Origin of the sequence: Polynucleobacter sp. UK-Gri1-W3, from assembly GCF_018881595.1 — a bacterium.
In the GTDB taxonomy this organism is placed as follows: Bacteria; Pseudomonadota; Gammaproteobacteria; order Burkholderiales; family Burkholderiaceae; genus Polynucleobacter.
This window is the reverse complement of sequence record NZ_JACVQA010000007.1, coordinates 1-17,940: the sequence shown is the minus strand read 5'-3', so window position 1 is coordinate 17,940 and position 17,940 is coordinate 1. Positions and strand designations below refer to the sequence as shown.

At 46.2% G+C, this 17,940-nt stretch carries 13 protein-coding genes; 8 read left to right on the top strand and 5 right to left on the bottom strand.

Annotation, left to right across the window (positions count from 1 at the left end):
* Positions 1–59 precede the first annotated feature (59 nt).
* Positions 60–875, top strand: a complete 816-nt coding sequence (locus ICN36_RS07250) for an IclR family transcriptional regulator (RefSeq protein ID WP_370623451.1) — start codon at positions 60–62, stop codon at positions 873–875.
* 12 nt (positions 876–887) lie between these two features.
* Here the strand turns inward: ICN36_RS07250 and ICN36_RS07245 are convergent, their stop codons facing one another.
* Positions 888–1,892, bottom strand: coding sequence for a serine hydrolase (locus ICN36_RS07245; protein WP_216227744.1), 1,005 nt, complete (start codon positions 1,890–1,892; stop codon positions 888–890).
* 109 nt (positions 1,893–2,001) lie between these two features.
* Positions 2,002–2,889 carry a DMT family transporter gene (locus tag ICN36_RS07240; protein WP_216227743.1) on the bottom strand — a complete coding sequence of 296 codons (888 nt, stop codon included), beginning with the start codon at positions 2,887–2,889 and terminating at the stop codon, positions 2,002–2,004.
* Positions 2,890–3,087: 198 nt separating this feature from the next.
* Between ICN36_RS07240 and ICN36_RS07235 the strand changes: the two genes are divergently transcribed.
* The gene (locus tag ICN36_RS07235; RefSeq protein WP_216227742.1) at positions 3,088–3,642 is read left to right on the top strand and encodes a phasin family protein; all 555 of its coding nucleotides are present in this window, start codon (positions 3,088–3,090) and stop codon (positions 3,640–3,642) included.
* 128 nt (positions 3,643–3,770) lie between these two features.
* Positions 3,771–4,145: a hypothetical protein gene (locus tag ICN36_RS07230; protein ID WP_216227741.1), complete on the top strand. Its 375-nt coding sequence runs from the start codon at positions 3,771–3,773 to the stop codon at positions 4,143–4,145.
* A 92-nt stretch (positions 4,146–4,237) separates the two neighbouring features.
* Here the strand turns inward: ICN36_RS07230 and lpdA are convergent, their stop codons facing one another.
* From lpdA to aceE, 3 genes are read right to left on the bottom strand one after another with little or no spacing between them, the layout of a single operon-like run.
* On the bottom strand, positions 4,238–6,025 hold the full coding sequence (lpdA, locus tag ICN36_RS07225) for a dihydrolipoyl dehydrogenase (protein WP_216227740.1): 1,788 nt from the start codon (positions 6,023–6,025) through the stop codon (positions 4,238–4,240).
* 9 nt (positions 6,026–6,034) lie between these two features.
* On the bottom strand, positions 6,035–7,660 hold the full coding sequence (gene aceF, locus ICN36_RS07220) for a dihydrolipoyllysine-residue acetyltransferase (protein WP_216227739.1): 1,626 nt from the start codon (positions 7,658–7,660) through the stop codon (positions 6,035–6,037).
* Positions 7,661–7,675: 15 nt separating this feature from the next.
* The gene (aceE, locus tag ICN36_RS07215; protein ID WP_216227738.1) at positions 7,676–10,372 is read right to left on the bottom strand and encodes a pyruvate dehydrogenase (acetyl-transferring), homodimeric type; all 2,697 of its coding nucleotides are present in this window, start codon (positions 10,370–10,372) and stop codon (positions 7,676–7,678) included.
* 204 nt (positions 10,373–10,576) lie between these two features.
* Here aceE and ICN36_RS07210 point away from each other — a divergent pair, with 204 nt between their 5' ends.
* From ICN36_RS07210 to ICN36_RS07190, 5 genes are all read left to right on the top strand, one after another.
* Positions 10,577–13,099 carry a PAS domain S-box protein gene (locus tag ICN36_RS07210; RefSeq protein ID WP_216227737.1) on the top strand — a complete coding sequence of 841 codons (2,523 nt, stop codon included), beginning with the start codon at positions 10,577–10,579 and terminating at the stop codon, positions 13,097–13,099.
* A gap of 24 nt (positions 13,100–13,123) precedes the next feature.
* Positions 13,124–13,771 carry a response regulator transcription factor gene (locus ICN36_RS07205; protein WP_216227736.1) on the top strand — a complete coding sequence of 216 codons (648 nt, stop codon included), beginning with the start codon at positions 13,124–13,126 and terminating at the stop codon, positions 13,769–13,771.
* Positions 13,772–13,785: 14 nt separating this feature from the next.
* The gene (gene folD / locus ICN36_RS07200; RefSeq protein ID WP_216227735.1) at positions 13,786–14,640 is read left to right on the top strand and encodes a bifunctional methylenetetrahydrofolate dehydrogenase/methenyltetrahydrofolate cyclohydrolase FolD; all 855 of its coding nucleotides are present in this window, start codon (positions 13,786–13,788) and stop codon (positions 14,638–14,640) included.
* A gap of 68 nt (positions 14,641–14,708) precedes the next feature.
* A complete protein-coding gene (locus tag ICN36_RS07195; RefSeq protein WP_216227734.1) occupies positions 14,709–16,835 on the top strand; it encodes a M3 family metallopeptidase in 2,127 nt (708 codons plus the stop codon).
* A 50-nt stretch (positions 16,836–16,885) separates the two neighbouring features.
* On the top strand, positions 16,886–17,638 hold the full coding sequence (locus ICN36_RS07190) for a hypothetical protein (RefSeq protein WP_216227733.1): 753 nt from the start codon (positions 16,886–16,888) through the stop codon (positions 17,636–17,638).
* Positions 17,639–17,940: the final 302 nt, after the last annotated feature.

Below are 17,940 nucleotides of genomic sequence, written 5' to 3'. Positions count from 1 at the left end.
CCTCCTAAAATAGGATTTCATATTATGCAATTTCATCTGAAATCGCTACAATGTGGGCTATGAACACCATCAAAACTCCTAGATCTACTGGCGAAGTTGGCAAAACTGCCATCCAGGTGGTGGAGCGCATGATGAATTTGCTCGACGCACTTGCCGATCAAGAGGACTCTAGCAGTCTGAAGAATCTGGCTGAGATTACGGGTCTTCACCCCTCTACTGCCCATAGAATTCTGAACGATATGGTTGCCTGCCGCTTAGTTGAGCGCGGCGATGGTGGCACTTATCGACTTGGCCTCAAGCTATTAGAGTTAGGCAACTTAGTCAAAGCACGTCTTTCAGTTCGTGAGGCTGCTCAACTACCGATGCGCACCCTTCATAAACTCACTGGTGAAACCGTAAACCTATCCGTCCGACAAGGTGATGAAATCGTCTACGTCGACCGCGCTTATAGCGAGCGCTCCGGTATGCAGGTTGTCCGCGCCATTGGTGGTCGTGCCCCGCTACACCTCACATCTGTTGGCAAACTCTTTTTAGCCAGTGATGATCCTGGGCAGGTGCGCGCGTACGTGACTCGTACTGGTTTATCAGGTCACACACGTAATAGCATTACCGATCTTGGTAAGCTCGAAACCGAACTCAATCACGTCCGTAAAGTTGGTAGCGCTCGTGATGATGAAGAATTAGAGTTGGGTGTGAGCTGCTTAGCTGCCGCTATCTTGGATGACACCGGAAAACTGGTTGCCGGCTTATCGCTGAGCGCTCCAACCGATCGTATTCAGGCGGATTGGCTACGCGCCTTACAAGAAACTGCCCTGCAGATATCTAAAGGAATGGGCTTTAAACCCAAGTCTGCCGAGCCAGGCTCAGCAGCTTAATAGACTAATCAGTTACATCAAGCGACGAATGGGTTGCGTGCCAGATGGCATGCGCTCATACCAATCGCGCACCCGTACTGCATCTGCAAAACGTGATTGCGTTCCTACGGAATCCAAGAAGACCAATAACAATGGCGTGTTGTTTACTCTTGCTTGCATTACTAAACATCTACCTGCGGCGTTAATAAAGCCCGTCTTCTGCAGTCCAATGTCCATATCCCCAGAGCGCACCAAACGATTTGTGTTCAAAAACTTTTGCGGGCGATTTGCGATCACCATAGTTAAATCTGGCCAAGTTGAGAACTCACGAATAGTCTTGTACTGATAGGCGGCATTTAGCATCCGCGTGAGATCTTCTGCCGAAGCAACATTCTCACTAGTCAGTCCAGTAGGATCCTCAAAATGAGAGTGCTCCATGCCGAGATCTTTTGCCTTACGGTTCATAGCAGCAACAAATGCGGGTAGGCCGCCGGGATAGTTTCTGGCTAAAGTATATGCAGCGCGGTTCTCAGAGGACATCAAAGCCAAATGCAGCGCATCTTCTCGAGTAAGTGAAGTGCCTTCAGCCAAACGAGAATGCCGATAAATATGCGCGTCTTCAGCATTAATGACAATGACGTCATCCATTGGCAATTTTGCATCGAGCGTCACCATGGCAGTCATGAGTTTGGTGATAGAAGCAATTGGCAAACTGACGGAAGGATTCTTCTCGTAATAGACTTCCTTCGTATCTTGATTGACCACCATCACTACAGTGGATTTAAGGTTGAGCTCATCGCGCTGACCACGTAAACCTAATGCAGTAGCCAATGATGGAGGTCCTGCAACTACAGGTGCAGATGATCTAGTAACAGTGACGCGGACAGTCTTGGCTCTTTTGGGTGACTTAGTCACCACTTTTGTCGATTTTGCTTGCTTCTGCTTATCTTTTGTTGCGGCCTGAACAGGTGCGTTACCCAATACTCCAAACGAAAAGAGTAATGCAATGACTAGGGGCCAAAATCGATTCAAACGCATCCCAAAATACCTTCCAAAACTTTCAACATACGGAATGATAATTAATTTCCTAAGGCAAGGCTGTTTTATTCGCCTCAACCTAGGTAATTCACCCCACTAAATAAGCGCCCTACTCGGCAATCGTCGCTACTGTATTGTTCTGACGGGCATTTACGAGTACCACGCCAGTCATCGTCAAACACAAGCCCACCGCCATTAATAAAGTGAATGGCTCATCAAACAACATCCAAGCCATTGCAGCCGTTGTCGGTGGCACTAAGTAGAGAAAGCTCGTGACTTTAGTTGCAGCCCCTTTTCGAATCATCATAAATAGCAAGCTAATTGATCCAATTGATAAGGGAAAGATTGCCCAAAGCAACGCGCCGGTGACGGGGAGGTTCCAAACCATCTCTCCTGACTCAAACAAATACATACAGATAAAGCACAGCACTGCCGAAACACCAAACTGAATAGAAGATCCAGCACGCAGATCAAATACGGGACAGAATTTCTTTTGATACAGCGTACCAAACGTAATGGATAAGAGTGCGATAAACGCTAATACGTAGCTAAGCAGAGGAATGTGCACAAAGCCAATCTTCTCTGCAACCACCAGGGCAACGCCTGCAAATCCAAAACCAAGCCCTATCCATTGACGCGGGGTGACCTTTTCAGAAATCCAAGCTGCAAACCAGGCAGTGACGATCGGCTGCAGTCCAACAATGATGGCCACCAAACCTGCTGTCATACCCAATCTGACTGCAAACCAAACCCCCAGTAAATAGCCAAACTGCAGCAAGATGCCAGCAAAGGCAATATGCTTGATTTGCGACCAACTGGGCCAGCTTATTCTCCAAACTAGGCTGAGTGCTGCCATCGCCGCTAGAACGCCTGCAAAACGCCAAAACAGGAAGGTAGCTGGCTCTACGTAAGGCATGGCCAGCCGTGCAATTACAAAGCCGGTACTCCAAATAAGGACAAATATCGGTGCAATAGCGTTATCAAGCGAAAGCTTCATAGGTAACTTACTGAAAATATTGAGATTTTTTACTAAGGCCTCAATTTTAGGCTCTTTTCATAAATAATCTTTTCAGTCAAACTCTGTGGAAATTATGCTGCAACGCAACATGTAGGCAATACAATGGTCAAAGAGAGTACATTTAGAAAAAGCCTAAAGTCAAAATACAAAAAACCAGTCAAACGGAAAGAGATATATATGAACTTAACGCCAGAACAAATTGCAGCAGCTCAAAAAGCAAACTTAGAAACCTTGAGCGGATTAACCAATCAAGCATTGCAAAGTATTGAAAAATTAGTTGAGCTCAATATGCATATAGCCAAACAAAGCTTGAGCGATAGCATGAACAACGCCAAGAAAGCCTTTGAAGTAAAAGACATTCAGCAATTACTCGCTCATCAGGCAGAAGCAGTTCAGCCGATGGCCGAAAAAATTATGGCCTATAGCCGTCACCTATATGAATTAGCCCATGAAACACAAAATAGTTTCACAGAGTCCGCCGAAAAAGAATTTCAAGTAGGTCAAAAGAAAATGAACTCTTTAGTTGAAGAGTGGACAAAGAATGCGCCAGCCGGTTCTGATGCTGCTGTGCAAGCTATGAAGCAAGCAATTGCTTCTGCGAACAATGTATTTGAAACGAGTCAAAAGGCTGTGAAACATGCAGTTGAAGTTGCGCAAACTAACCTTACAGGCGCTACAGAAACAGTATTAAAGACTGCTGGAGCAGCCAGCAAAACTTCTAAGAAGAAATAAGAAATGCAGTGAGTCCTGCAAAGTAAAAGCCCCGATTAGTCGGGGCTTTTACTTATGTTTTGAGAGTCTTGATTTATTCTTGGCTAAAGATCGACTTCAATCAGCACACTTTTATATCAATTTTTGAAATGACCAAAAGCATCAATAGAGAAGATCTGCTATCCCTCGCCATGTCTTTTGACTCAAAAGATAAATGCCCTGACTGTCTATCACTTAGCTGTGCAGGCTGGGAAACCATTCCTGGAGGTTTTATGACAAATTCTCTGGAGCGCATCGGAACACTTAGGATTGAAGACGCCCCTGAATGCTGGGAAGAAGGCCTCCCCAAAGGAATGACCATCTGGTCTAAGGAAGCTCCTATCTCAGTCTCTTTACATCCCTATAACAAGTCTGATGTATTTGATTGCAAGCACTGTGGATGCAAATACCTTCGATATACAGAGTGTGGAGGCTACTATGTCGATGAGCGTATTCGAGAACTCAAGGCAGAACTCATTTCATAAGAACTAAATTCATCCGCACTAAAACTTAAAAGCCCCAATCTCTCGGGGCTTTTTTCTCGGGGCTTTCTTAATACTCAAGAAATCAGTAAGACCTAAGACTTCTTTTTCACTGGCGGCAAGTCGGTGCAATGACCGTGCGCTGCCTCAGCCGCCAATCCAACCGACTCTCCCAGCGTAGGATGCGGATGAATCGTTTTACCGATATCCACTGCATCAGCACCCATCTCGATTGCCAAACACACTTCGCCAATTAAATCACCAGCGTGCGTGCCAACAATTCCACCACCAATAATGCGATGGGTAGTTGCATCAAAAATGAGTTTTGTGAAACCTTCATCACGTCCATTAGCGATTGCACGGCCACTAGCAGCCCATGGGAATAAACCCTTCTCATAAGCAATACCTTGAGCCTTACACTGCTCTTCTGTCAAACCAGCCCAGGCAACTTCAGGATCGGTGTAGGCAACCGATGGAATTTGCTTCGCATCAAAGTAAGATTTTTCACCTGCAGCAACTTCGGCTGCAACGTGACCTTCATGTACTGCTTTATGCGCCAACATGGGCTGACCAACCAAGTCACCAATGGCAAAAATATTCGGGACGTTGGTACGCATTTGTTTATCAACAGGAATAAAGCCACGTTCATTCACTTGAACACCCGCTTTGCCAGCATCAATTTTCTTACCATTCGGCGTGCGTCCAACTGCAACCAATACCAAGTCATAGGTTTGCGGTTCTGCTGGTGCATTTTCACCTTCAAAGCTCACCTGAATTCCATCAGGTTTTACTTCTGCTTTAGAGGCACGGGTCTTGAGCATGATTTTTTCAAAACGACCGGCATTGAACTTCTCCCAGACTTTTTCTAAATCACGGTCAGCGCCAGCCATGAGGCCATCCATCATCTCGGCAATATCAATGCGTGAACCTAGAGTGCTGTAAACAGTGGCCATCTCCAAACCAATAATGCCACCGCCAATGACGAGCATGCGCTTTGGAATGCTCTTAAGCAATAAAGCACCAGTACTATCCACAATGCGTGGGTCTTCCGGCAAGAAAGGCAACTTCACAGGCTGACTGCCAGCGGCAATAATGGCCTTCTGAAAACGCACCACTTCTTTTTTGCCAGTGAGATCCTGGCCAGTGCCATCGGTTAACTCTACCTCGACATGGTTTGCATCTAAGAACTTCCCAAGACCGCGTACCACCTTTACCTTACGCGCCTTTGCCATGCCGGCAAGACCGCCAGTTAATTTGGCAATGACAGATTCTTTGTACCCACGCAGTTGATCAATCTCAATCTTGGGTGCGCCAAAAGTAATGCCATGTTTAGCCATTGTTTTGACTTCATCCATTACTGAAGTTGTGTGCAGCAATGCCTTTGATGGAATGCAGCCGACGTTTAAGCAAACTCCGCCCAAAGTAGGATAGCGCTCTACTAAAATAGTGTTCATGCCTAGGTCGGCACTGCGAAATGCCGCACTATAACCACCAGGGCCAGCACCAAGTACCAACACTTCACACTCATGGTCTACCTTGCCGCTGTACTGCCCGGCTACTGGTGCAGGGGCAGCTGCCACTGTAGATACAGCAGGCGCTGCTGGTGCGGCAGGTTTTGCTGCTGGTTGAGGTGCAGGGGCTGCACTGCTAGCTTCAATCTCAGCAATCACAGCGCCCTTACTCACCTTGTCGCCTAACTTGACTGCAATACTAGTGACAGTACCAGCAGCATCAGCCGGCACTTCCATAGTGGCTTTATCTGATTCGAGCACTAATAGTGGCTGTTCTTTTTCAATGACATCACCTACTTTAACCAGTACTTCGATTACTGGTACATCTGCATAGTCCCCAATATCCGGAACAAGGATCATTTGCTTAGCCATAGATCCCCCTTACAGACTGGCACGACGGAAGTCGGCCAAGAGCTGAGCAATGTACACGTTAAAACGCGTCGCTAAGGCACCGTCAATCACGCGATGATCCGCAGAAAGGGACAATGGGCAAATCAGGCGTGGCACAAATTGCTTGCCATCCCAAGCTGGCTTCATAGCTGCCTTGCTCACACCCATAATCGCTACCTCTGGTGCATTAACGATTGGTGAGAAATATGTACCGCCGATTCCACCTAAAGAGGAGATCGTAAAACTAGCACCTTGCATTTGGTCTGGCTTTAATTTGCCATCGCGTGCAAGAGCGGCTAAGTCTGAAGTTTCTTTAGCCAATTCAAAGATGCCTTTTTTGTCCACATCTTTAATCACCGGTACAACCAATCCAGTTGGAGTATCTGCTGCAAAACCAATATTGAAGTATTTCTTCAGGATCAGATCATCGCCATCCAAAGAACTATTGAACTCTGGATATTTTTTCAACGCAGCTACTGCAGCTTTCATTAAGAAAGCCAGCATCGTGATCTTGACACCCTTCTTCTCATTCTCTTTATTGGTGAGAACGCGGAACGCTTCTAAGTCAGTAATGTCAGCATCTTCGTGATACGTCACGGCCGGGATCATCACCCAATTGCGACCCAAATTGGCTGCCGTGAGTTTCTTAATGCGGTTGAGTGGCTGACGCTCGATCTCACCAAACTTCGTGAAATCTACCTTCGGCCAAGGAATCAAATTCAAACCACCTAAACTACCGCCACTAGAAGCAGCTGCAGGACTACCTGCGCCACCACTCATTGCGGCCTTCACAAATGCCTGGACATCTTCTTGAGTAATACGACCTTTAGGACCGGATCCCTTGACCTGATTAATAGTGACACCTAGTTCACGCGCAAACTTACGCACAGATGGGCTTGCATGACTTGCTGCGGCATCTGCTGGTGGAGGTGTATTACTAATAGGAGGGGGTGCTGGAGCACGCGCAATTGGTGGTTCAACAGCTTTGGCTGCGGGAGCTACTGGAGTTGATATAGCTGCTGGTGCCGCAGATACGGATGCAGGAGCGGATACAGAACCTGAAGCGCCGCCTTCCAAGATCACAACTACTGATCCTTCAGAAAGGTTATCGCCTATCTTGACTTTGACTTCTTTGACAATGCCCGAGTGCGATGAAGGCACATCCATTGTGGCTTTATCAGACTCAAGCACAACGATAGATTGTTCTTTCTCCACTTTGTCACCAGCCTTAACCAAGACTTCGATGACTGGCACGTCTTTATAGTCACCGATATCCGGGACTTTGATTTCAATTGGAGCGCTGCCTGCACTCGCTACTACAGGGGCTTGTTCCGGAGCACTTGCTACTGGTGTTGCTGCTGGAGCTGAAGTTGAAGCACCCTCTTCCAAGGTAATTACCAAAGAACCTTCAGAAAGGTTATCACCTACTTTAACTTTGACTTCTTTGACAATACCCGAGTGTGACGAAGGCACATCCATTGTGGCTTTATCAGACTCAAGCACAACGATAGATTGTTCTTTCTCCACTTTGTCACCAGCCTTAACCAAGACTTCGATGACTGGCACGTCTTTATAGTCACCGATATCCGGGACTTTGATTTCAATTATTTGACTCATAGTATTTATCTCTTATCAAACCATCATTGGGTTTGGTTTAGTAGTATCGATGTCGTATTTCTTGATCGCCTCAACCAACTTAGAGCGGTCAAGCTGACCAGAGTCAACCAAAGATCTCAAAGCAGTTAGAACCACCCAACGACGATCTACTTCAAAGAAGTCGCGGAGTTTTTCACGAGTATCGGAACGACCAAAGCCGTCAGTGCCCAGAACTTCGTAGCGACGACCCATATGCTGAATCGCTGGACGAATCTGCTCGGCGAACAAACGGACATAGTCAGTTGCAGCAATCACAGGGCCAACGGTGTCTTTAAGGCATTTCTCGACGTGAGATAACGCAGGTGCAGTAGCTGGGTTTAACAGATTGCTACGGTGTACCGCAGTCCAATCACGACCAAGCTCAGTAAAGCTTGGACAGCCCCACAAGTCAGAAGCAATGCCCCAGTCTTTATGAAGAATCTCTGCAGCCTCGATCACTTCGCGGAAGATGGTGCCTGAACCCAAAAGTTGTACACGCAAGTTTGCCTTGTCATCACCAACTGACTTGAGCTTATACATACCCTTGATGATGTCTTTCTCCGCACCCTTAGGCATTGCTGGATGTGAATAATTTTCATTCATCAAAGTAACGTAGTAGTAAACGTCTTCCTGAACTTCTAACATACGACGCATACCATCCTGAATCACTACTGCCAATTCAAATGAAAAGGTTGGGTCATAGCTAATGCAGTTTGGAACCGCACCACTCCACAAATGACTATGGCCATCTTCGTGTTGCAAGCCTTCGCCGTTCAGAGTAGTTCTACCTGCTGTACCCCCGAGCAAGAAACCGCGGCTACGCATATCACCGGCTGCCCAAGCTAAGTCACCAATACGCTGGAAACCAAACATGGAGTAAAAGATGTAGAAAGGCAACATCGGTACGCCATGCGTAGAGTATGAAGTTGCTGCAGCGATCCAGTCACACATACCGCCAGCTTCGTTAATACCCTCTTGCAGAATTTGGCCCGTCTTATCCTCTTTATAGAACATCAATTGATCGTGATCTTCTGGTGTGTAAAGCTGACCTAATTGATTCCAAATACCGAGTTGACGGAACATGCCTTCCATACCAAAGGTACGGGACTCATCTGGAACAATCGGAACTACACGTTTACCTAAAACCTTATCGCGCACTACCGTATTGAGAATGCGCACAAATGCCATGGTGGTTGAAATCTCACGGCCCTCACTAGTTGCCTCAAGCAATGGTGTAAATACATCCAATGCTGGTACCGGCAAGCTCTCGGCTTTTGTGCGACGTTGTGGCAAATAACCGCCCAACTCTTGACGGCGCGCCTTCATGTATTCCAATTCAGGGCTACCTTCGGCAAACTTCACCAAAGGCATTTCTTCTAATTGTTCATCTTTTACTGGGATCTCAAAACGATCACGGAAACGACGTACATCGTCATCATTCATCTTCTTCGCCTGGTGAGCAATGTTCATTGCCTCACCTGAGCCACCCATGCCATAGCCTTTAATGGTGTGGGCTAGGATCACAGTAGGTTGCTTCTTGTGATTTACCGCCGCATGGAATGCTGCGTAAACTTTATGTGGATCATGACCGCCGCGGTTCAGTTGCCAGATCTCATCATCACTCCAATCACTCACCAAAGCTTTTAACTCTGGAGTGTTAAAAACTGTCTCACGAACATAGCTGCCGTTCTTAGATTTCATAGTCTGATACTGGCCATCGACGATCTCGCCAAGGCGTTGCATCAAGATGCCCTTCTTGTCACGCGCAAACAGGGCATCCCATTGACCACCCCACACTACTTTGATCACATTCCAGCCTGCACCGCGGAATTCACTCTCGAGCTCTTGAATAATGCTACCGTTACCGCGTACTGGTCCATCCAAGCGCTGCAAGTTACAGTTAATAACAAAGATGAGGTTGTCGAGTTTTTCGCGACCAGCCATGCCAATCGCACCCAATGATTCTGGTTCGTCGGTTTCGCCATCACCCAGGAAAGCCCAAACCTTACGACCCTGCTCTTGAATAAATCCACGATCAGTGAGGTACTTCATAAAGCGAGCTTGATAAATCGCCATGATGGGACCCAGACCCATCGACACTGTTGGGAACTGCCAGAAGTCTGGCATCAACCAAGGATGTGGATAACTAGAAATGCCTTTACCGCCCACTTCTTGGCGGAAGTTATTGAGTTGACCCTCTTCGAGGCGGCCCAGCATAAAAGCGCGTGCATATACACCAGGCGCTGAGTGACCTTGAACAAAAATCAAATCCCCGCCATGCTCAGGAGATGGTGCATGCCAGAAATGATTAAAGCCTACGTCATACAAAGTGGCCGCTGATTGGAATGAAGAAATGTGTCCACCAACGTTAGTGTCTTTGTTTGCACGCAGAACCATCGCCATGGCATTCCAACGAGTGTAAGAACGAATGCGGTGCTCTACGTTTTGATCACCAGGCAAACGTGCTTGGTTTTCAACAGGGATAGTGTTGATGTAAGGAGTCTCAGCATGGAAAGGCTGCACCACTCCATTTACACGCGCATGAGAAATTTGTTGATCGATTAGATAGGCAGCTCTCTCGGGACCCTCGTTGCGAATAACGCCATCTAGCGCTTGCAACCATTCTTGAGTTTCTCCTGGATCAGCGTCCTGGACATTCTGTTTACCTAATATTTGGTCTGGAACTGCTGCCATCTTTTGTCTCCATTAAATAGTGCTTAATTTGTCATCAACTTTATAGGCAATATTCTAGGAAGGTATATGAGTGTAAACAAGCAATTTTCCACATAATGATAATATTTCTCATAATGTGGTAATTTATTGCACTGCAAATAAGCAGCTCTCCAAGCCATAGAATTGCATTCCAGGGTGAATAAGTAGGGCAAAATCGTCACATTCATGAAAAAAACAGCCTATTCCGGACTAATCCTTGGCCCCATCAGATGGCTCCGCAAAATACGCGGATTTAGGATTGTTTACACCCCGCTACTTGCGATCGTTCTGTTTACAGCAGTGATGGGCATTATTTTGGGTACGCTGCATCTTCAGGAAAAGACCCAGCAAGAGGCTGCCTTATTTAGGGAGCTCTCTTTTGCAAAGCAACGCATTCAAACTCGCTTTACTAGCAACCTCGATACATTGACTACGATCAATCGAGAAGTTGCAGCTAGTGCAGACCAGTTCAAGTTAAAGCAAATTGCTCGCGAGCAAGCAGAAGACCTAGTTGTCAACAATCATGAAATTATCAAAATCATTTGGTTAAACAATGATCAACAGCGTGAATGGGTTGTTCCAGCTGAAAGTGGTAAATCCGATTGGATTAGTAAAACCCAAAATGAACAGCTCATTAATTCAAGCCTTGCATCAACAATCGAGCTTAGCCGCGTAACGAGTCGAGCGGCTTTTAGTCAATTTGTTTCCTTAAACCTCCAGGGTGATGAACCAATCTCCGCAGAGAGAAGAATCGTTTTATGGCAAGTAGTTCCCAATATTGTCAGCGGGGAAATTGTCGGATTCTTAGCAGCTCTCTACACCACCCAAGGCATATTAGATGTCATTCCAGCGGAGCTAAAATCGAATTATCGCTTCACTCTACTCACTGATGATGAAAGAGTATTGGGCATCTCTTCAGATAAAAATACTCCCAAAAGAGCGTTTAGCAATCAGACTAGTTTAGATATTGGGGTTTTAAGCCCCAACCTCACTTTGCGGATTGACACCTATCCGCCACCAACCAATCTCACCTTCAGAATGTTAATTGGCGTTGTACTCGGTTTGAGTGCATTCGTGGTTTGGAGTCTTTGGTCTGTTCTGAAACAGATGCAAGTTCGTCAAGAGGCCGAAGCGAGTCTACGTGCAGAAACAAGATTTCGTAATGCTATGGAAAACTCCACTCCAGTGGGTATTCGTGCGCACGATATGCAAAAGCGTATTACCTATGTGAATCGAGCCTTCTGTGAAATGACGGGCTGGAGCGCGGATGAGCTTATTGGCCTAACGCCACCGTTTCCATTTTGGCCTGACAGCAGAAAGGATGAGCTTGTTGAAAAAATGAATCTGGCGATGAAATCCGATGTCAACCTCATTATGAGAGTCGGCATTGAGGGTGCGATCTTAAAACGAGATGGCACCTTAATGCAGACGCGTACATTTATCTCTCCACTGATTAATGAAAAAGATAAGCAGACTGGTTGGGTTACATCCCTGATTGATATTTCAGAGCCTAAAAAGATTCGTGAAGAATTGGCCGCATCTCAAGAACGCTTCACTACTGTTTTAGAAAGTCTTGATGCCGCTGTGTCGGTAGTCTCTCTAGAAACCAACGCCCTACTTTTTGCTAACCGTTTTTATCGAGAGCGCTTTGGAGACGACTCTAAAGGACACTACCAGTTGGCCGGCAGCGACTCCAATAACACGACAATGCGAGATATTGCAGAAGATTTAGAAGAATTTACCCCCGGAATTCCAAGCTCATTCCTGTATCAAGAATCCGAATCAGAAGAAGTTCAGTTAAGCGATGAAAGCAATCAATGGTTTGAAGTTAGGCGTCGCTTTATCCCATGGGTAGACGGACATCTTGCGCAATTATTAATCGCTACCGACATTACTACGCGCAAGGAGGCAGATGATCTAGCGCTTCAACAACAAGAGCGTATGCAGTTCACTAGCCGTCTCACCACGATGGGTGAAATGGCATCCTCTTTAGCACATGAACTAAACCAACCCCTCTCAGCTATTTCAAACTACTGCATGGGTGTTGCGAAACGCTTAGAAGGCAACTTAGACCCTGCACTAAATAAAGAAATTTTGCCCGCTCTCGAGAAGGCAGCTGAACAGGCGCATCGAGCAGGTACTATCATTCAACGCATTCGAGGCTTTGTGAAACGCAGTGAGCCACAACGCAAAGAATCCAATATTGCTGAGATCATTAATGATGCCGTTGGCTTGGTGGAAATTGAAGCGCATCGACACCGCTTAACCATCTCCTCCGAAATTACCGAAAATCTGCCCGTCGTTAATCTCGACCCCGTATTAATCTTGCAAGTAGTAGTTAATCTGCTCAAAAATGCCCTGGACAGCGTGCGAGAGGCATACCCCCTCTCCTCCCGTTGGTCGGCGCCACCAGTTCGGATTAGAGCAGATTTAGACACCAGCATTTTCCCAGCCATGCTCAGAATCCAAGTCACCGATACCGGGGGTGGTATCTCTGAAAACGTACTGGAACGCATGTTTGAACCATTTTTCAGCACAAAATCGGATGGAATGGGCATGGGACTCAATATTTGCCGCTCTATTATTGAATCTCACCATGGCAGGCTATGGGCTACCAATGTCCAAGACTCAGAACAGACGAAGCTGGCTGGCTGCACCTTTACAATACTTTTACCCTTGGAATCAACGCAATCCAAGGTTAATATTTAACAGATTTACCTCACGAGAGCTGATATGAACTTAAGCGCTGCTGCAAAACCAAACCAAGCCGAAGTGGTCTATGTAGTTGATGATGATGAAGCAGTCAGAGACTCGCTTACTTGGCTCTTAGAAAGCAATGGTTATGTTGTGCGTTGCCATGCAAGCGCAGAACGCTTCTTGCAGTCTTTGCAAAGCACCGATAAAACTACTATCTCTTGTGCCATTTTGGATGTGCGCATGCCTGGTATGTCTGGCCTCGAATTACAAGAGCGCCTCACCAGCGAAAACTTGCCAATGCCAGTTGCCTTCATCACTGGTCATGGTGATGTCTCAATGGCAGTCTCCACCATGAAACGTGGTGCAGTAGATTTCATTGAAAAGCCCTTTAAAGAAAATGATCTTTGTGGTTTAGTAGATCGCATGCTTGCCAAAGCACGCATCGACTATTCACAAGCTAGTCAGCGAAAAATTACCCAAAGCTTACTCAGCAAGCTAACAGGTCGTGAGCGCCAAGTTCTAGAGCGTATTGTTGCTGGTCGACTAAATAAACAAATTGCCGATGATCTGGGTATCTCCATTAAGACTGTTGAGGCGCATCGCGCCAACATCATGGAAAAGCTCAATGTCAATACGGTTGCAGACCTGCTCCGCTTGGCTTTATCCGACCCCCAGCCCAATTAAATACAGGGTTTTCAATGCCAGCACAATTATTAGACGGAAACGCCCTTTCTAAAAAACTGCGCACTGAAATTGCTGCGCGCGGCGCTATTGTTACTGCCAAAGGCACAAGACCTGGTTTAGCAGTCATTGTGGTTGGCGACAACCCTGCCAGTGCGGTGTATGTCCGCAATAAAGTGAAAGCCTGTGAAGAGGTTGGCTTTCATTCTGTTTTAGAGCGCTACTCTGCTGAACTTGGCGAAGAAGAATTACTTGCTCGTATTGCTACCCTCAATGCAGATCCTGCAATACATGGGATCTTGGTACAACTTCCTTTGCCAGAACACATTGCTTCTGAGCGGGTTCTTGAGGCAATTGCCCCAGAAAAAGATGTGGATGGCTTTCACGTTGCGAATGCTGGAGCCTTGATGGTCGGTCAACCAGAGTTCAAACCCTGCACGCCCTATGGATGCATGAAGATTCTGGAAAGTATTGAATATCCGATTCGCGGCGCTCGTGCAGTGATTGTTGGTGCATCCAATATCGTAGGTAAGCCAATGGCAATGCTGCTATTGCAAGCCGGGGCAACTGTCACCATTTGCAATAGCAAGACACGCGACTTGGCCCACCATACAAAAGATGCAGATATTTTGGTGGTTGCTACCGGCAAACCCAAAATGATCACCGGGGATATGGTGAAGAGCGGAGCTGTTGTCATTGACGTTGGCATCAATCGCATGCCTGATGGCAAGCTTTGTGGTGACGTAGATTTTGATACCGCTAAGTACGTAGCTGACTGGATTACCCCGGTTCCTGGTGGTGTCGGCCCAATGACCATCACTATGCTGCTCATGAATACCCTGGAAGCCGCTGAAAAGGCCGCAAAGCATTAACTAACTGGGCACCAAGGATTTAACTGGGACTTTTGGCAAAATTGCTCCCAGTCCATTAAGCTAGAGGGATGACTACATCCCTCACAAATAGCCTCCCCGCTGAACTACAAAACAACCCTCTGACCACTTTTGGGCGCGGTATCGCCGCCTATTCAGAGGTCAAGCCTGAGCACATTGCACCTGCGATTGAATATCTCCTCAAGCATGCGCAAGACGCTGTTGATTTGGCCGTTAATCCAAATACTCCATCTACCTGGAATTGCTTGGCCGAACCCCTGGAGGATGCTACAGAATCTTTAGGCAGATCTTGGGGTGTGATCTCTCACCTCAATAGTGTTGCAGACACACCAGAGTTGCGTGTTGCGTATGGCGAGATGTTGCCTAAGGTCACCGCTTTCTTTTCGAGCCTTGGGCAAAATTTAGAGCTCTACAAAAAGTTTAAAGAACTAAGCAAAGCATCTGACTTTTCAAAGTTGAGTTCAGCACAGAAAAAAGTGATCGAGAACTCCTTACGGGATTTTCGTCTGGGTGGTGCAGAACTCAGCGATGCTGATAAGCCACGCTTTTCTCAAATTCAGGATGAACAAGCAACATTGGGTAAAGCCTTTTCGGATCATGTTTTAGACGCTACTGATGGCTTTGTTCATCTCGTAACTGATCAAGCAGACTTAATCGGCCTGCCTGAGGATGCCATTGCTGCTGCCGCAGATACCGCCCAGCAGAAGAAATTGCAAGGCTGGGCATTTACACTTCACTTCCCTTCCTATTATCCAGTCATGCAGTATTCAGAAAACCGGGTTTTACGTCGCCTGATGTATGAGGCCTATGTAACTCGTGCCTCTGAACTGGCGCCCGAGTTTGCTAAGGGCAAATTAGATTGGGACAATACTCAAAATATGTTGGAGCAGTTAAGGCTGCGGGATGAAGAAGCACGCATGCTGGGCTTTAAAAACTATGCCGCTCTGAGCTTGGCACCAAAGATGGCAAGCAGCGTTGAAGAGGTTGATTCTTTTTTAACCAATTTCGCCCAAAAGGCCAAGCCATTTGCATTAAAGGATTGGCAAGAGTTATCTGAATTTGCTAAGACTGAACTATCCATTGTTGATGGATTAGAACCATGGGATGTTGCCTTTGCATCAGAAAGATTGAAGCAAGAGCGCTACTCCTTTTCTGAAAATGAACTCAAACAATACTTTCCATTACCTAAAGTATTGGATGGTCTCTTCCAAGTCATTCAGACTTTATTTGGCGTCAAGATAGAGGCGGCAGATTTACCTATATGGCATTCGGACGTGCAATCTTTCTCAGTCAAGAATGCCAAAGACAATATCGTGGCTTATTTTTACTTAGACCCTTATGCCCGCCCTGGTAAGCGTGGTGGGGCTTGGATGGATGATGCTCGGGGCCGCAGAGTATTGCCTAATGGGGAGATTCAGGTCCCTGTAGCCTACTTAGTATGCAACTTTGCACCGCCAGTTAAGGTGGATGGTGTTTTACGCCAGCCCACCATTACTCATGATGATGTGATTACCCTCTTCCATGAAAGTGGCCACGGTTTACATCACCTCTTGACTCAAGTTAGTGCCTTAGGCGTATCCGGTATCAATGGTGTTGAGTGGGATGCCGTAGAGTTGCCAAGTCAGTTTATGGAAAACTTCTGCTGGGAATGGGAAGTCTTAGAAAAAATGACAGCACATGCCGAAACAGGCAAACCACTCCCTCGCGAATTGTTTGACAAGATTCTCGCAGCCAAGAACTTCCAAAATGGCTATATGACCTTACGTCAAATTGTGATGTCATTAACAGATTGGCGTTTGCACGCCAGCTTTGATGCAAAGAATGCCCAAGGCCAAGCGGTGTTGGAACTCTCTAGATCCATTGCAGATCAATTTAATGTTATTGCGCAACCGAAGATCTCGCGCTGGATTAATACCTTTAGCCATATCTTTGCAGGTGGTTATGCAGCTGGTTACTACAGTTATAAGTGGGCCGAAGTGCTATCTGCCGATGTCTACTCTGCCTTTGAAGAGGCGGCAAAAATTACTGGTAGCGTCTTGGATGAAAAAACAGGCACTCGTTATCGCGAAGAGATTTTAGAGGTTGGTGGCAGCCGCCCTGCTGCTGAATCCTTTAGAGCCTTTAGAGGCAGAGAGCCCAGTATTGATGCTTTGCTACGTCATGGCGGGCTCACCTAACAACAAGATGAGTGGTTTCAAGCCTTAAACAACTGATCTATACATACTCAATGAGCCTCTTCACTACCGAATTACTAATGTTGATTGTCGCAGTAACACTGATAACTGCTGGTGTTGCTTATGCGATTTACTGGGCGCTCAATGACTCGCCAATAGCTCGATGGCTTCATGATTCAGATGCGGTTGTGCCATCATTTCTATCAATCACTTCCTTTATCTTTGGCCTTGCGATTTCAACTTTAGCGGGCTATTCATTTGATCATCATCAGTCAGCCATTTCGAACTTAATCACTGAATCAAATGCGATCGAAACCATTATTAGCACGGCAACTATCCTCCCTAAGGAAGATCAAATAGAGATCCACTCAGGACTTAAAAATTATTTATCTGCAGTCATTGAAAAAGAATGGCCTGCTATTGAGAGTAGAGATGTTAGTAAACGTGAAATTGCGACCCCTGAATTTCTGGCCTTAAATAAAATTATTAGTGATATCGCCTATCAACCCAATCAACGAAGCAGCGTCGAGAATCAGCTACTGTCAGCCATCGGAACCATGCGCCATGACAGACAAATTAGGCAATCACTGGCATATGACAACGATAGCTTAAAAAAATGGCCATCAATACCAGTCTTCTCATTCTTGCTGCTGTTGTCGGTCGGCATAGTCCACCTGGGAAGCATGAAGGCAATGAAAGTATCTTTATCGATCGCCTCATTGTGTATTGTGACGGCAGTCATCTTTCTATTTATCGGCGTGTCACCATACCGCGGCTGGAATCCAGTGGAGCCCCTTAAACTCTAAGAATCTTTGCGCATGTTTGATAGTCTGAAGACTAATTAAGCAATTGATACTCGGTGCGGTTTTCATAACGGCAGTAACTTAAGAGTTGATAACAAAGAAAAGGCCACTCATTGAGTGGCCTTTTCTTGAAACGCATTTTTACTTAAATGGGAATTAATCTGCCATTAAACACGGTGGATTCAACTACGAAGTGCAACTTTGAACAACTAGTTAAGGAGGCTAAGGATGTTTTAGTATCCAAAGCTTCTAGACCTGCAAGTCAAAGTAGCCATGACCTATCAACACCTTAGCCAAACTGAACG

Bases quoted from the DNA above. Each gene is read 5' to 3' on its own strand.
- aceF (WP_216227739.1), bottom strand. From the start codon at position 7,660: ATGAGTCAAATAATTGAAATCAAAGTCCCGGATATCGGTGACTATAAA.
- ICN36_RS07195 (WP_216227734.1), top strand. From the start codon at position 14,709: ATGACTACATCCCTCACAAATAGCCTCCCCGCTGAACTACAAAACAAC.
- ICN36_RS07210 (WP_216227737.1), top strand. From the start codon at position 10,577: ATGAAAAAAACAGCCTATTCCGGACTAATCCTTGGCCCCATCAGATGG.
- ICN36_RS07190 (WP_216227733.1), top strand. From the start codon at position 16,886: ATGAGCCTCTTCACTACCGAATTACTAATGTTGATTGTCGCAGTAACA.
- aceE (WP_216227738.1), bottom strand. From the start codon at position 10,372: ATGGCAGCAGTTCCAGACCAAATATTAGGTAAACAGAATGTCCAGGAC.
- ICN36_RS07240 (WP_216227743.1), bottom strand. From the start codon at position 2,889: ATGAAGCTTTCGCTTGATAACGCTATTGCACCGATATTTGTCCTTATT.
- ICN36_RS07245 (WP_216227744.1), bottom strand. From the start codon at position 1,892: ATGCGTTTGAATCGATTTTGGCCCCTAGTCATTGCATTACTCTTTTCG.
- lpdA (WP_216227740.1), bottom strand. From the start codon at position 6,025: ATGGCTAAGCAAATGATCCTTGTTCCGGATATTGGGGACTATGCAGAT.
- folD (WP_216227735.1), top strand. From the start codon at position 13,786: ATGCCAGCACAATTATTAGACGGAAACGCCCTTTCTAAAAAACTGCGC.
- ICN36_RS07235 (WP_216227742.1), top strand. From the start codon at position 3,088: ATGAACTTAACGCCAGAACAAATTGCAGCAGCTCAAAAAGCAAACTTA.
- ICN36_RS07230 (WP_216227741.1), top strand. From the start codon at position 3,771: ATGACCAAAAGCATCAATAGAGAAGATCTGCTATCCCTCGCCATGTCT.
- ICN36_RS07205 (WP_216227736.1), top strand. From the start codon at position 13,124: ATGAACTTAAGCGCTGCTGCAAAACCAAACCAAGCCGAAGTGGTCTAT.
- ICN36_RS07250 (WP_370623451.1), top strand. From the start codon at position 60: ATGAACACCATCAAAACTCCTAGATCTACTGGCGAAGTTGGCAAAACT.